The following is a 14,995-nucleotide window of genomic DNA, read 5'->3' as shown; positions in this document are numbered from 1 at the left end:
ACTCAACGGCCCCAGCAATAGTCAATATCTGAGTTACCTTTAGCACCTTTAGCGCCCTTTAGACCTGTATCGGTAACAGATAACTCCTTGCAGTCGTTATCACCCTTTACAGCACCTGCAATTGGCTTTGCTTTTATGGTAAATGCATTGCCATCGACGACATCAATGGATAATTCAAAATGTCCATTTTCGGTTTTATCTTGAAGTCCTAAGTCTGCAAATGTTTCTGTGTATTCACGGTTATCAACAAAAAACTGCTCTTGCTTATTAGCTGTATCTAAAAGTGCTGCAGCAGCTTCCGCCCTTGATGCCCGTTTTACATATTCTGTGTAATTAGGCACTGCCACTGCCGCTATAATGCCAACAATAGCCACCGCTATCATCAGCTCAATCAAGGTAAACCCACGTTGCTTATTCATTTTTAGTCCTTAATTTCCAACTTCATCATTTTCTTCACGCTTATAGATATACGTTTGTTGCGTTCTAAATCCAAAGCCTAATGTATTATCAGGGTTAACAAGCTGTACTTTACCATCAACTACATTTAAACCAGGGCCTGTGATCTCAACTGGCCTCATTGGGTTTTGTGCATTTTCTCCTTTAATACCCGGCCCAATGAGATAAAATTGGCTTTCTTGTGTTACAGATAGGGTTGGGTTGTCATCGCACTTACCATCGCCATTACCATCGGCACATGAAGGGCCTTCTCCAAAGTAAAGTTGCGGTGTATCAGGTACATCGTAACTGGTTGAAAATTTCAGGTCGTCATACACTTTTGTACCGTAATGTAGGTGGAAAGCATACAATGAGCCCCCTCCGCCACTTAGTGAACATTGATTCTCTGTTGACGTTTCTGACGCTGGAGTAAAGCTAGTAAAGTACGCAACACCACCCACTACCGTCGAAGCGGCAAGTGATTTTTCTCCAGTTCCTAACTCGTAACGCCAGCCATTAAATTTTGCTAAGTCTATTTCTAAATCTACAAAATCGTCCACATCATCAAGTGCATTACCAAACGGGTCTGAATTCATGAGCATTAAATCATCTGGTTTAATGGTGTCTGGTGCGTTTGTTTTAAACGTTTGTGTGACTGTGTTCTCATCTCTTATCATAAACAGTTGGTCTTGCTCGTTTGTACCGGTTGGTTTAGAGCGGTTACCACTACCAATAACTATTGCATCATACGGTGTATCCAAACGTGTAATCACTTTTTTACCGTTAATCGTCGTCTCTGATACTTTGCTGTAAATAGTACGCGCAACCAGTGGCTTGTAAAAAAAGCGCCTGTCTTCTGTTGCTTTGTTACTGCCAAGTTCTGCCAGTTTAAAATGGCTAAAATCATTGGTGTTTGAGCCGGGCATATCTATACGCCACACATCACCGCCTGTATCGGCTGCGTATATTCTGTCTATGTAGCCATCATAGTCAGAGTCTAATGTAGTAATATCGGCAGCAATGCTGTGCTCGCCCTTAAACCCATTAATGCTAGGTGTCAAAGCCCATACTCTTTTACCAGTTTCAGCCTCAACAATATATATACCTCGGCCAATACCATCATTACTTCGAATAGCCTCATCTTTATTTATATCGTAGCCTGCTCCAAATATAAGTAATGGTTTATCACCAAATGCTTTAATATAGGCTATCTGTGGCTTAGACCACGACTGACCTAATTCTTTGAAATCTCCTTTACCGCCTTCAATTGGGTTATCCCACAGTTTTTTAGGCTCATCTGGGTTAGTAATATCAAGCGCATAGTAATTTTCACCACCGCGGCGCATACCTGCAAACGCCCACACTTTGTCGTCCCCACTGGCATCAATAATGCCATCGTTCAACCCATCGCTGTTTAGGTTTTTATTACTAAAATAAACACTAATGGGCCCATCCATACCGTATACTTTTGTATCTGCTTGGTTATTCCTAAGCGGCTCAATAATGTCGTATAAGGCTGAAGGAATAAATGCCCAGCTTTCACTCACACTGGTATCAGAATCTTTAAACATATGTAAAAAGCCTGCATTAGTGCCAATTAAAACCCTGATATCATCGTTACCATAATCAATGGCTACAGGTTTTGAATGTAAAGGGTCGCCAAATATATCTTTACGCTGATCTACACTTGACCCATCACCATCTTCATCGTCTACATCTATACCCATAGCCCATTTAATATCCTTGCTCGATAAGCTAATCGGGTTATCGTCAACCAAATCAAGAATATCTGTTACAGTACTTGTATTAAACGTAATAACTTGTCCTTGATTCTCTGTGTATAAGTTACGGCTGTCTGAATCAAGATTAGTTAAATGAAGATTTACCCCACCTTGGGCCACTAAATTACCATCGGCAGCTTCACCGCTAGGTAACCAAAACGTTTTGGCACTTTCGTCAATCAGTCCATTTTCATCAAGAGCCTGGTTGCCCGTTGAGTCAACAATTTGACTGCCCGAAACTTTTAACTTTTTTAGGTTACCACGCCAACGTGCACCGGTTTCAGGGTAAAACATAGCAAAGTAAATAGCGTCGCGGCTTCGGGTTTGATCCACGTTATTACTTGCTACTGAAGGAGAAGAAAAACTATCGTTTACCTCTCTAATACGAGAAATTGTATTTTTGAGTGCTTCAGACAAAGCTTCAGATGTTCGAGCTTCTAAATATTGTCCGCCACCAACAGAAGCAGCCCCCTCTAGTAACTTAATACCATCTTCACTCATACCTGTACCAAAACCAATGGTATACACTCTACCCGTATCTAAAACATCGCTAGTGTCTGTGTATAAATCTACCTTTGTGTTGTTGGTGCCATGAATAATTTTAGATAAAGCCACTAAATAGCTATTTGAATAGTCACCATCAACAAAAGGAATTGAGTCGTCAAATATATCGTTGTGCACATTTTTTATTTGATTATCACGGCCACTATCATTCGTTGGGTCGCCATCTGTCATTAATATTAAGTTTATTGAATTGTCACATCTCAAAGGGTCCCCTGAATTTTTTTTAAAAGGCGACTTATAGTTCCCGCTTGCATCTGCGCTTTTATCCCGATTATTTATACCATTTGCAAAATCGAGACTTGCACCTGTTATATAACGGTATGCCTCCCAGAGAGTCTCTGTTATTGGCGTAGAACCGCTAGCTGGCAAATCATCAATTTCTTTTAATATATTTGATTTGCTAGCACCAGATCTTGCAAGTACATAACCTCCAGAGTTTCCGTTAAAACGCATTAAACCAAAATCAATATCATCGTTATCATTGACTAGTTGTGTGATCGCATTTTTAGCGACTAAAAGTCGGCTATCTTCACAAATAGCTTGAGCGTATCCGTTAACCGATTTGTAGCACTGCTGTGTGTAATTAAAATAAGGCTGACTTTTAAAACAATCTGATTGATAAAATTGTCCATTTTGGTAGCGACGATAACACTGCCCACCATCAGTCACATCCCAAGCCATACTGCCTGACGTATCAAATATCATTAATACTCTTGGGTTTTCATCAGTTTCTACATTATGGTTTACATATAATTCAATGTCTTCTGCACTTGCTGTTGCACTGACCGCTAAGCCAAGTAATGCCGCTAGCACTTTGTTTAATTTAAAACTCATCTTAAATTCCCTTACTCATACTAGCCATTTCTTGTGCTACACCTGTCACAATTGTGAGTGAATGCTTTGCTTTAGATCCATATTCAACGGTAGTAGCAACTTGTACCATGTTGCACGATATACCCGCGGTAAAGTTAAAACGCCTTGGGCACTCTAAATCAAGCGCCCCTTGGTTTAGGTTAATCATTTTACTTTGCATATCGCCATGTGTTGCAATCGTCATACCTTCGCCATTATCACCTGAGTGATGTGATACTTCATCCGGCGTTAAAAAAAACTGGTTTGCAGCTCCTTTATTAGCCTCATCAGAAATCATTCTTTGCACTTCACCAATCAGTTCATTTTCAGCGACTTCTCGCTCTTGCGCTGCATTTGTAATTTTAACGTCAATACTACTGCTGCTCATAAGTGTTACAGCAATACCGGTAACGGCTATAACCATGATCAATGCTGTAATAAGCACAACACCCTGCTGCTTGTTAGGTGAGTTTTTTAAATACGCCATAAGTTTGATCCAACGTTGTTTAATCGAATAGTGGTAGTAAATACGGTGCGTCTGTAACTGTCGTTAAATGTTAATTGACGCTTATTATCGTCTTCGCCCAAGGTATATGTTTGATTTTTTATTTTAAGCCCCGGATCTTCTTGTAAAGCTCTTATCAATAAGAATACTTGAACAGTTAAAATACCCTTTCGGTCTTCCCAGTCTGAATGTTCCATATCGCTGATACTTTTATAGGTATCAATGCGGCTGTCACTATTTGTGTCGAGACCAAAAACAAAACGCATATTTTCTACGCCTTCCATGATTGTCTCTGTAGAAATATTGCCGCCCACCAAGCGTTTTCTCATCAATGCGGGAACGGTAATATTTTTATTATTAACTTTATAGGTTTGCTCAGAAACATAATAAACATGGTGGCTATAGGGCCAAACAGTTGCATTAATATTTAGCGCACCAGCATTAACCACGCCGCGCACAAATTGCGCTCTTTCTTGCTCAGCAACAAAGTAATTTTGACCTGCTTGGGTTTCGTTTCCTGCAGCTCCTACTGTTAAACGATTTCCCTGTAAAAACTTAAGCTGTAAAATATCTGTACTTTTTACAGGGTTACTCACACAGTTAAGTTCTTTAGACTCTTCAGCAACCTTTGCATAAATAGTTCTAAAGTTAGTGGTAGACGCTAAATCAGGAAAACTCCCATTATTAGCCCCTTCAAAACAATCTGGTGCAGGGGTTGTTGCTGAAGCCCTTGTGGTGTTACCTGCGACAAATGAGTCATCGTAGTATGTGCCCCAAAACCCAATTTGTTCTATATCTCGCTGCATAATATTAATAGCAAGACGCGCAGACTCTTGGATCTCGCCGATGGTCATGGTGTCTTTTGTGGTTACTTTCATACCAATGTAGGTAAACATAACGCCACCAAGAACTAAACCACCTATAAAAAGCGAGATCATCATTTCTACAAGGGTAAACCCTTTTTGCTTCATGCTTAGCTCCTTAAGTAAATGTAACTAGTTAAAACAACTAGACGACGCTTTTTGTCTGATTCGCCACACTCAATCGCAGCTGTTGCATCATTGGCTGTAAACTCTTGCCTACCTTGCCATGAGATAATCACTTCTAAGTTAAACGCTTTACCACCTGACCCACCAACTGCCGTTGGCGTAATACACACAGTTGCATCATCTAAGGCACCTGTGTTCTCTCGCGCTCTGATTGCTCTTTTCCATTGTTCTAAATCTAAAGCCGCCACTTGCGCTGCACTGCAGCTTGCACTGAAACAAGCTTGAGACGTTGATGTGGAGGTTTCACTGTTAAATGTTTTAGCGTAAAGCCCAACTAGTTGCGGTGTATCATTTGCACGAATGCGCTGAATAATGTCGTTTCCAAGCGCAACAGCTGCAGCTCGCTGCATAGAATCAAAGCTTGCTTGCTTTGCCTTAGCTTGCAAAGCCACGGCCCCCAATAAGCCAAAGCTTAAAATAATAAATGCAATGAGTACTTCAATTAGTGTGAAGCCTTTTTGAAATTTTGTTTGAGACGATTGCATACCAAAACCAAATAAAAATTATCTGATTGTAAGTTTATGACATTAAAATTTAGATTCAATACTTACTAGGATGAGCGGTAGGATTTGTTGATAAACGGTTAACAGCTAGGCATTTAATATATTTTTAACTGCTTTTAGCTCCCGTCGACTTACGGCCAACGGCTCTGTGCAACCAGCAAGTTCAATAGTATGTAAACCAGCACGTTGTGTTTTTAAACACAGCAGTTTATTTTTATTTACTAGGGTGTTTCTATGAATTCTTAACAATTGAGCAGGGTAAAGTAGCTCTAACTGTTTTAAACTTTGTTCAACAAAGGCTTCTCCACCTTCAAAAACCATATTCGTGTATTTTTCCTGCGCATTAAAATAGAAAATATTTTCAAGATCTACACTTTTTATCACCCCTGCTACCTGATAACTAATTTTAGGTGATTGCTGCTTTTGTACATGCGCTTTATTTATACGCCCTAGTTGTTCTAGTACTTTAGCTAAAGACTGCTCGGTAACCGGTTTAACTAAATACCCTGCAGCACTTAACTGCAGTGCATCCAATGCATGTTCAGGGTGAGCTGTTATAAATACGATTGCTGGCGGCAAAGCCAAGCTGTTAAGCTCATACGCAACTTGCAGGCCATTAATACCGGGCATATCAACGTCTAAGAAAATTAAATCGGGATTATACTTGTTAGCAAGCTTCAACGCTTCATTACCATTTGCCGCTTCTGCTTTTATCGTTATGCTGTTTTCATTTGCTAAAAGCCGTTTTAAGCGCATTCTAGCTAATGGTTCGTCATCAACAATTAGTACATTCATAAGCTATTCTCAATGTGCTTGGGGATAACGACCTTTACTCTGTATACGTTGTCCCTATTGGTAATAGTAAGCTGCGCTTTATTTTTATAGTAAATATTTAAACGCTGACGAATATTTTCAAGCGCCATGCCGTTATTAGGCCTAGTTTGCACTTTTGATGCTGTGATTGGGTTTGAAACAATCATAGTAATATAACCAGTGGTTATGTGCAGCTCTACATTAATGGTTGCGCCGTCTTCACTTGTTTCAACACCATGGCATACTGCGTTTTCAAGCAATGGCTGGAGTGATAAACACGGTATATTCAATACTGGTAATTCTTCTGGAATGAGCCAATTAACTTTTAATCGCTCACCAAAGCGCCATGTTTCTAAAGCAATATATTGCTTACTCAGTGTTACCTCATCGTTTAGTAGCACGCTTTTACCAGAACGCATTGCTGCTTGAGATAATGCAGCTAATGCTAAAATAGCTTGCTCTGCGGCCGCGGCATCGTGATGCGTTAATTCTGCTGCTGTATTTAAGCTGTTATATAAAAAATGTGGACGAATTCGTGCCTGTAAAGCATCTAATTCTGCACGTGAAAGTGCCTTAGTTTGCTTCTCTTTTTCAGCATGAATAAGTAAAAACTGCACAAACAACGCAACCAAAAAAGCGACAATAATAGTATTTTGCATTACAAAATAAATAAGGTGTTTAGTTGTATTTATGTCAAACGCAAAGCGCGAAAATAAAACACTAAATAAGCTGGTAAATAATAAAAAAGAAACAAAAAAAAGTGAAAGTTGCAAAACATGAGAACGATTTTGCAATAAAGGTCTAGCTATATATAACGAGGACGTACTTGATAAAACGATTAAGTGTAGAAATAAGCTAATTATCCCAAGCCTAAGCCATATATCCCCCTGAGCGTGCGGAGCAAATGCTAAAACGACCGCTATAACTTGAGTGACAACAAGCGAGGCAAGTACACCTCGCTCATTAAAAAGAGCCGAAAAAAGCAGTGCATCCGATTGAAGCGACTTGCTCATGACAGCTCTCCTTGTAATCTAAATAGTTAATTTATATAGATTAACGCAGCTCCACAGGAACAGCAAATACGATATTTTCTTCTTCTCCTGGATTTTCGACAACTTGCTTACCGCCAAGTTCTTTCAAACGACTGATCACTTGTTGAACAAGCACTTCAGGCGCAGATGCACCGGCAGTCACTCCCACTGAATTAGCACTTGAAACCCATTGCTCTTGTACGTCAGTCGCATCATCAATTAAATAAGCGGTTGTGCCCATTTTATCCGCAAGTTCGCGCAATCGATTTGAGTTTGAGCTGTTTTTTGCACCGACAACTAAAAGCACATCAACTTTATCAGCTAAATCACGCACAGCATCTTGGCGATTTTGTGTTGCATAACAAATATCATCCTTGCGCGGGCCGTCAATTGCTGGAAACTTTTCTCGTAATGCGTCAATGACATCTGCGGTGTCATCAACAGAGAGAGTTGTTTGACTACAATAAAATAAATTTTCTGCATCTTTAACATTAAGGGCAATAACATCGTCAACGGTTTCAACTAAATATATACCGCCAGCATTGTTGTCGTATTGTCCCATGGTGCCTTCAACTTCAGGGTGACCATGATGACCAATAAGAATACATTCAGTACCCTTGCGGCTTGCGCGGGTTACTTCCATATGTACTTTAGTAACAAGTGGACATGTTGCATCAAACACTTTTAGTTCTCTGCGCTTGGCTTCAGAACGAACGGCTTGCGAAACGCCATGAGCACTAAATATAACAATGCTATCGTCTGGTACTTGGTGCAATTCTTCGACAAACACAGCACCACGATTTTTTAAGCCATCTACGACATATTTGTTATGAACAACTTCATGACGCACGTAAATTGGCTTTTCAAAAATATCTAAAGCGCGCTCTACTATACTAATTGCTCTGTCAACGCCTGCACAAAAACCACGTGGGTTAGCTAATAAAATATCCATTAGCCCTCTACCTCAATAATATCCACTTCAAATGTTAAGCGCTGCCCAGATAACGGGTGATTAAAATCAATTGTAACCGACTCACCTTGCACTTCACGCACTAACCCAGGAAGTTCTGTTCCATCAGGTTGTGTAAACGCAATAATGGCACCTACTTTAGCAGGTGTCTCTGCGCCAAATTTACTACGATCAACGTAATAAATATTATCTGGATTTGGCTGACCAAACGCATCTTCAGGCTCTAATTCAAACGTTTTACTTTCGCCTGCACTTAAACCCAATAGGCACTTCTCAAAATTTGCTGTTAAGCTACCATCGCCCATTGTTAATTTTGCAGGTTTGTTATGCACTTTAGTTGAATCAGCGGCAGAGCCATCTTCAAGTTTTATAGAAAAATGAAAAATAACTTGCGAGTTTTCACCAATTACAGCTTGGCTCATGATTTGTGCTCCTTCGGACTCTCGCCTGTAAAAGCGTCAAATAATAACAATGCCGCGCCAACGCAAATAGCACAATCAGCAAAGTTAAATACAGGAAAATGTGAGTCTTCATAAAATACGTGAATAAAGTCAATTACATAACCGTAAGCAATACGGTCGTATAAATTACCAATAGCGCCAGCAAGCACTAACGAGTAAGCACCACATAACACTTTATTAGTGGCAGGTAATCTTTTTAGCCACCACACTAATAAGGCACTTATCGCAATTGCAATTGCGCTTAAAAACCAACGTTGCCAACCACCAGCATCACTTAAAAAACTATAAGCAGCACCATAGTTATGCACATAGGTAATACTAAAAACAGGTAGTAAATTAATAGACTCGCTATAAGCCATAGTATTTACAACAAGTGTTTTACTGGCAAAGTCTATTGCTAAAAGCAATAGACTCAACCATAACCACACTAAACCACTTTTTTGGGCTAGTTTGCTCACTAAAAACATCCCCTAAGCGAATTGACGCTTTTCGCCTTCACCATCAACATTACTAACACAACGACCGCAAATTTCTGGGTGAGCAGGCTCAATGCCTACATCGTCGCTGTAATGCCAACAACGTTCACATTTGGCGGCATCTGTTGCTGCAACACTAATGTACAAACCTTCAATTTCTGTTTCTTGCGTATCTGCAGGCTGGCTATCAACATGCGCTACATTAACAGCTGACGTTAGCAGTACAAAACGCAACTCATCACCCAATGCTGTTAATTTGTTTGCCAGCTCTTCGCCCGCAAATAAATTAACTGTAGCTTGAAGAGCTGCACCAATAACTTCTTCTTTACGTGCCGCTTCTAATAAACGGTTCACTTCGTCACGTACGTTTAAAATTGCTTGCCAGTCATCATTACTAAACTGGGTATTTGTTGGTGCTTGTAAACCTTCATACCATACTGATGTAAATACGTAATCGCTACGTTCTCCAGGTAAAGCTTCCCAAATTTCTTGTGCTGTAAAGCTCATAATTGGTGCCATCCAACGCGTCATTGCTTCAGCAATATGGTAAAGCGCAGTTTGACAAGAACGGCGTGCATGGCTGTCGCTCTTAGCTGTGTACTGACGGTCTTTAATTACATCTAAGTAGAACGAACCAAGCTCACCCGTACAGAAGTTCATTAGCTTTTGCGTAACTAATAGCATTTGGTAGCTATCGTAAGCGGCTAAAATTTCGTCCTGAAGCTGTGCAGCACGGCCAACAATCCACTTATCAAGCTCAACCATATCGTCAACAGCAACCTGATCTGTTTTAGGATCAAAACCATTTAAGTTAGCTAATAAGTAACGGCTCGTATTACGAATACGGCGGTAGCGATCTGCAGAGCGTTTAAATATTTCATCCGATACAGTCATTTCAGCCGTGTAGTCGGTAGACGCGACCCATAAACGTAAAATATCAGCACCCAACTTATTCATAACGTTTTGCGGAGAAATAACGTTACCCAATGACTTAGACATTTTTCTGCCGTTTTCATCAACGGTAAAGCCATGCGTAAGCACTTGTTTATAAGGGGCATGACCATTAATTGCAACCGATGTCATCATCGACGACATAAACCAACCACGGTGTTGATCCGACCCTTCCAGATATAAATCTGCTGGGCCTACTAATTCTTCACGAGCATCAACAACACAAGCATGCGACACACCTGAGTCAAACCATACATCGAGTGTGTCTTGCACTTTCATGTATTGTTTAGCGTCTTCTTCGCCTAATAGTGTTTCTGGCTCTAAGTCATACCATGCCTGTATACCTGATTTTTCTACTAATGCGGCAGCTTGCTCAATAAGCGCTTGGGTATTTGGGTGTAATGCACCGGTGTCTTTGTCAACAAATAAAGCAATGGGTACACCCCAAGTGCGTTGGCGAGAAATACACCAATCTGGGCGACCTTCAACCATGTTTGCAATACGGCTTTCGCCCCATTCTGGTAGCCACTGTGTATTTTTGATTTCAGCCAATGAATCTTTACGTAAATTAGCCTGATCCATACTAACAAACCATTGTGGCGTAGCACGGAAAATAATAGGGGTTTTATGACGCCAGCAATGAGGGTAACTATGAGTAAGCGCATGGTGGTGCACTAAAGCGCCACGCTCTTTTAATACTTCAATTACGCTCGCGTTAGCTTTAAATACGTGCTGGCCTGCAAATAATTCTGTATCAGGCAAGTACACACCGTTAGCGCCAACTGGGTTAGCAACTTCTAGGTTATAGTTTAAGCCTGCCACGAAATCTTCTTGACCATGACCCGGTGCTGTATGCACCACGCCAGTACCTGAGTCCGTAGTTACATGCTCTGCAACAATTACCGGTACATTAAAGTCATAAAAAGGATGCGCTACTTGCAAGTTTTCAAGTGCAGCACCTTTTACGTAACCTAAAACATGGTAATGATTAAAACCAAAACGATCCATAGCATCTTTTACAAGCTCTGAACCTAAAATTAAACGCTGCTCAGCGCCTTCATCTTCAACTTGTACTAATGCATATTCTAACTCAGCATGAACTGCGACTGCACGGTTTGCAGGAAGCGTCCATGGTGTTGTAGTCCATATTACAGTACCAACATCACCTTTACCTTTATGCCCTTGTGCCATATCAAATGCATTAACTACGGCGTCTTGATCATCAAAAATAAAACGCACATCAATGGCTGGCGACTGTTTATCTTGATACTCAACTTCAGCCTCAGCTAATGCAGAGCCACAATCAGTACACCAGTGCACAGGCTTTGCACCTTTGTGTAGGTGACCATTTTTAATAATACGACCAAGTACACGAATTGCATTCGCTTCAAAATCAAAATTCATTGTTAGGTAAGGCTTGTCCCAATCGGCAAACACACCTAAACGTTTAAAGTCTACTTTTTGACCTTCAACTTGCTTTTTAGCATAAGCGCGGCATTTTTCGCGAAACTCGCTCGCAGTTACTTTAACGCCAGGCTTACCTACTTTTTTCTCAACCATTAGCTCGATTGGTAAACCGTGACAGTCCCAGCCTGGAATATATGGCGAGTCGAAGTCAGATAAGGTTTTAGACTTTACAATAATGTCTTTTAAAATTTTATTTACTGAGTGACCTAAGTGAATGTCGCCATTTGCATATGGCGGACCGTCATGCAAAATAAAGGTTTTTTTACCCTTTTTAGCGCTGCGGATTTGACCATATAGGTCGTCTTCATACCATGCTTTTAGCATTTTTGGTTCACGTTGTGCCAAATTGCCACGCATTGGAAACGGTGTTTCCGGTAAGTTCAAAGTATGTTTATAGTCGCTCATTTATCCTACATTCCGTCTCTATCGGCTACCTGATTTAAACCAAAACACTGTTTAGCGGCGGCAACGTCTGTTGCTATTTGCGCCGTTAATTGTGTTAATGTCTCGAATTTTTTTTCATCGCGGAGTTTTTGTATCAACTCAACGTGCATAAATTGTCCGTAAATGTCTTGTGCAAAGTCAAAAAGATGAACTTCCAGAAGTGCACGTGTCCCATTAAATGTGGGTTTGTTGCCTATATTAGCAACCCCAAAAACCTGTTTCCCTGCAATAGTCGCTTGCACAGCAAATACCCCATTCACGGGGCAAACTTGGCGCTTTAGCGCTATATTTGCAGTTCTAAAGCCAAGTTCACGGCCTCGTTTCCAACCGTGTATAACACGCCCAGAAATCGCATAATTATGACCAAGCATCACTTTTGCATCGGCTAAGTTGCCACATGCCAATGCCTCACGTATTAACGTGCTACTTACTCTAGCATTTAACTGATGAAAACTCGCAGTGCTTTGTACATCCATGCCTGCTTGTTTGCCCATATTTACAAGTAAATTAAAATTACCTTTACGTTGTTGGCCAAATCTAAAGTCGTCACCCACCGTTAACGCTTTAACACCGAGTTTTTTTATTAATATCTCGTTTACAAACTGTTCTGCATGCATATTTGCAAACCGCTGGTTAAAGCTAATACAAATTACACGTTCAATGCCTAAATCACTTAATAAACGTAACTTGTCGCGTAAGCGAGTTAACCTTGCTGGGGCATTATTTTTTGCAAAAAACTCTTGAGGTTGAGGCTCAAACAACAACACCGTACTGGGTAAATTGTGTGCTTTTGCGTCAGCTAACAAGCCTTTTAATACTTGCGCATGACCTAAGTGAACGCCGTCAAAATTACCAATAGTTAACACACACCCAAAATGGTGTGGGCGAATATTGTGTATACCTCTAATTAACTCCATGCCACCTAAAGCCTTTTTTCAGCAAGTATTATCACGACTTATATCAAGGAAAAGCCACAAGGCTGCCGATTATAATCTTTTTTTTAGTTTGATTCAGTAATTGCTACACTTTTTATCGTATTTAGTCTTACACCCATTAAAAAGAGCATTGAAAAATAGCTAACTCCTGCTAATACAACAAGGGCAATTAATAATATAACTTGTTGTGCGAAAGCCCACGAGGCCCAGAAATAGTAACTACTTACATACCATGTAACACAGCCCATGACTAAACTTGCAACGATGCACTTTATAGTGAAACGCAAACTCATAGAAGAAAACTGATAAACATTTTCTTTTTTTAGCTGCCTATAAAGTAAAAATGCATTACAACTGGCTGACATTGATGTAGCGAGTGCTAACCCTAAGTAACCTATAAAAGGGGCTAACATAATATTAAATACCATATTTAGCACAAGGGTTATAATACCAATGCGTACGGGCGTTTTAGTATCTTGACGTGAATAAAACCCAGGCGCGAGCACTTTAATCAACATAAAACTAACTAACCCAACAGAGTAAGCTACAACACCTAAACTTACCGCTTTTACATGATCAACACTGTCCTCTTTAAAGGCACCATGATCGAATAGGACCGTAATTATAAGTGGGCTTATTATCATTAAGCCAACCATTGCTGGTATACCTAAAAATATTACAAAGCGAACTCCCCAATCTAACGTATGCTGAAAATCGCTCAATTTTTTACTGCTGTGCAATTTAGAGAGTGCGGGTAAAATAACCGTCGCAATACCTATTCCAAACAAACCAAGCGGAAACTCTATTAGCCTGTCTGAGTAATAAAGCCATGCTATAGAGCCTGTCATCAGTAACGAGGCAATCATAGTATCTAGTAATAAATTAATTTGGCTTATCGATACGCCAAACAATGCAGGCAGCATAAGCTTACGCACTTTTTTGACGTTTTCGTCATGCCAAGCCCAACGCGGGCGAGCCAACATTTTAGCGCGGAATAAAAAAGGTAATTGAAATAACAACTGAACAATGCCACCGACAAATACACCTATAGCGAGGGCATATGCACCAACACTAAACTTATCATGTAAAAAAATTGCACAGGTGATTATTGATATATTGAGTAACACAGGAGTAAATGCGGCAACGGCAAAACGGTTGTAAACATTCATTACCGCACCGCTCAGCGCGACTAAACTTACAAACAACAAATACGGAAAGGTAAATTTTAATAACGAACTGGCCAGCTCAAACTTTTCTGCATTGGGGCCGCCTTGCCACCAATCAATAAACCAGCCGGTACCAAATAAAGCGGCAATAACCGGCGAAGCCACTACACCAAAAATAGTCACTAACAATAAAATAGTGCCCAGCGTACCTGCAGCTTGGGCAACAAAGAGCCTAACTTTATCATCACCTTGTTGCTCTTTTATTTCACTTAAAACGGGTACGAATGCCTGTGCAAAAGCGCCTTCTGCAAATAAGCGACGTAAAAAGTTAGGAATTCGGTTAGCAAATAAAAATACGTCAGCCGCAGCACTTGCGCCAAGTAAATTGGCAACAACGGCATCTCTTACGAGCCCTAAAATACGCGAGATCATAGTCATACAACTAACAATCATACCGGAGCGAAATAAACCTTTTGACACCTTAAACCTACTTAAAAATCCCTAAGATACGCGATTATGCCACAGTCTTTTTTATAAATCGCTTTAAAGCACTAGGCTGGGGGTCTGTGCTTTGTTACAATAGCGTCATTAA

13 protein-coding genes are annotated in these 14,995 nt (G+C 40.4%); all 13 read right to left on the bottom strand.

All coding sequences use genetic code 11. The features are described from left to right. Positions 1 to 2 precede the first annotated feature (2 nt). The 13 genes from ATS76_RS03265 to murJ all read right to left on the bottom strand — a co-directional run bounded on the left by ATS76_RS03265 (position 3) and on the right by murJ (position 14,841). Positions 3 to 419 (bottom strand): type IV pilin protein, encoded by a 417-nt coding sequence (locus ATS76_RS03265; protein ID WP_006792787.1) that lies wholly within the window; start codon positions 417 to 419, stop codon positions 3 to 5. A 9-nt stretch (positions 420 to 428) separates the two neighbouring features. Further along, complete coding sequence (locus tag ATS76_RS03260; RefSeq protein ID WP_058551010.1) at positions 429 to 3,614, bottom strand: pilus assembly protein; 3,186 nt, start codon at positions 3,612 to 3,614, stop codon at positions 429 to 431. 1 nt (position 3,615) lies between these two features. Further along, the gene (locus ATS76_RS03255; RefSeq protein WP_010555936.1) at positions 3,616 to 4,119 is read right to left on the bottom strand and encodes a hypothetical protein; all 504 of its coding nucleotides are present in this window, start codon (positions 4,117 to 4,119) and stop codon (positions 3,616 to 3,618) included. Then, positions 4,107 to 5,108 (bottom strand): PilW family protein, encoded by a 1,002-nt coding sequence (locus tag ATS76_RS03250; protein ID WP_058403471.1) that lies wholly within the window; start codon positions 5,106 to 5,108, stop codon positions 4,107 to 4,109. The genes ATS76_RS03255 and ATS76_RS03250 overlap by 13 nt, the downstream gene beginning before the upstream one ends. Before the next feature lie 2 nt (positions 5,109 to 5,110). Next, positions 5,111 to 5,671, bottom strand: a complete 561-nt coding sequence (gene pilV / locus ATS76_RS03245; RefSeq protein WP_058551009.1) for a type IV pilus modification protein PilV — start codon at positions 5,669 to 5,671, stop codon at positions 5,111 to 5,113. Positions 5,672 to 5,776: 105 nt separating this feature from the next. After that, complete coding sequence (locus ATS76_RS03240; protein WP_058551008.1) at positions 5,777 to 6,484, bottom strand: LytR/AlgR family response regulator transcription factor; 708 nt, start codon at positions 6,482 to 6,484, stop codon at positions 5,777 to 5,779. Next, complete coding sequence (locus ATS76_RS03235; RefSeq protein ID WP_058551007.1) at positions 6,481 to 7,515, bottom strand: sensor histidine kinase; 1,035 nt, start codon at positions 7,513 to 7,515, stop codon at positions 6,481 to 6,483. The genes ATS76_RS03240 and ATS76_RS03235 overlap by 4 nt, the downstream gene beginning before the upstream one ends. Positions 7,516 to 7,555: 40 nt before the next feature. Beyond that, positions 7,556 to 8,485: a 4-hydroxy-3-methylbut-2-enyl diphosphate reductase gene (gene ispH / locus ATS76_RS03230; RefSeq protein ID WP_058551006.1), complete on the bottom strand. Its 930-nt coding sequence runs from the start codon at positions 8,483 to 8,485 to the stop codon at positions 7,556 to 7,558. Continuing rightward, positions 8,485 to 8,925, bottom strand: coding sequence for an FKBP-type peptidyl-prolyl cis-trans isomerase (gene fkpB / locus ATS76_RS03225; protein WP_006792779.1), 441 nt, complete (start codon positions 8,923 to 8,925; stop codon positions 8,485 to 8,487). The genes ispH and fkpB overlap by 1 nt, the downstream gene beginning before the upstream one ends. Continuing rightward, positions 8,922 to 9,422, bottom strand: a complete 501-nt coding sequence (lspA, locus tag ATS76_RS03220) for a signal peptidase II (RefSeq protein WP_058551059.1) — start codon at positions 9,420 to 9,422, stop codon at positions 8,922 to 8,924. Before lspA ends, fkpB begins: the two co-directional genes overlap by 4 nt. Positions 9,423 to 9,434: 12 nt before the next feature. Then, positions 9,435 to 12,263, bottom strand: coding sequence for an isoleucine--tRNA ligase (gene ileS / locus ATS76_RS03215; RefSeq protein ID WP_058551005.1), 2,829 nt, complete (start codon positions 12,261 to 12,263; stop codon positions 9,435 to 9,437). Between the two features lie 5 nt (positions 12,264 to 12,268). After that, positions 12,269 to 13,219 (bottom strand): bifunctional riboflavin kinase/FAD synthetase, encoded by a 951-nt coding sequence (ribF, locus tag ATS76_RS03210; RefSeq protein WP_006792776.1) that lies wholly within the window; start codon positions 13,217 to 13,219, stop codon positions 12,269 to 12,271. Between the two features lie 83 nt (positions 13,220 to 13,302). Continuing rightward, complete coding sequence (murJ, locus tag ATS76_RS03205) at positions 13,303 to 14,841, bottom strand: murein biosynthesis integral membrane protein MurJ (protein ID WP_039036801.1); 1,539 nt, start codon at positions 14,839 to 14,841, stop codon at positions 13,303 to 13,305. Between the last annotated feature and the right edge of the window lie 154 nt (positions 14,842 to 14,995).

Origin of the sequence: Pseudoalteromonas sp. 10-33 (assembly GCF_001469195.1) — a bacterium.
GTDB lineage: Bacteria > Pseudomonadota > Gammaproteobacteria > Enterobacterales > Alteromonadaceae > Pseudoalteromonas.
The sequence above is the reverse complement of the archived record's forward strand: the minus strand, read 5'-3'. Positions and strand labels throughout refer to the sequence as shown.

Bases quoted from the DNA above. Each gene is read 5' to 3' on its own strand.
- ATS76_RS03265 (WP_006792787.1), bottom strand. From the start codon at position 419: ATGAATAAGCAACGTGGGTTTACCTTGATTGAGCTGATGATAGCGGTG.
- ATS76_RS03260 (WP_058551010.1), bottom strand. From the start codon at position 3,614: ATGAGTTTTAAATTAAACAAAGTGCTAGCGGCATTACTTGGCTTAGCG.
- ATS76_RS03255 (WP_010555936.1), bottom strand. From the start codon at position 4,119: ATGGCGTATTTAAAAAACTCACCTAACAAGCAGCAGGGTGTTGTGCTT.
- ATS76_RS03250 (WP_058403471.1), bottom strand. From the start codon at position 5,108: ATGAAGCAAAAAGGGTTTACCCTTGTAGAAATGATGATCTCGCTTTTT.
- pilV (WP_058551009.1), bottom strand. From the start codon at position 5,671: ATGCAATCGTCTCAAACAAAATTTCAAAAAGGCTTCACACTAATTGAA.
- ATS76_RS03240 (WP_058551008.1), bottom strand. From the start codon at position 6,484: ATGAATGTACTAATTGTTGATGACGAACCATTAGCTAGAATGCGCTTA.
- ATS76_RS03235 (WP_058551007.1), bottom strand. From the start codon at position 7,515: ATGAGCAAGTCGCTTCAATCGGATGCACTGCTTTTTTCGGCTCTTTTT.
- ispH (WP_058551006.1), bottom strand. From the start codon at position 8,485: ATGGATATTTTATTAGCTAACCCACGTGGTTTTTGTGCAGGCGTTGAC.
- fkpB (WP_006792779.1), bottom strand. From the start codon at position 8,925: ATGAGCCAAGCTGTAATTGGTGAAAACTCGCAAGTTATTTTTCATTTT.
- ileS (WP_058551005.1), bottom strand. From the start codon at position 12,263: ATGAGCGACTATAAACATACTTTGAACTTACCGGAAACACCGTTTCCA.
- ribF (WP_006792776.1), bottom strand. From the start codon at position 13,219: ATGGAGTTAATTAGAGGTATACACAATATTCGCCCACACCATTTTGGG.
- murJ (WP_039036801.1), bottom strand. From the start codon at position 14,841: ATGACTATGATCTCGCGTATTTTAGGGCTCGTAAGAGATGCCGTTGTT.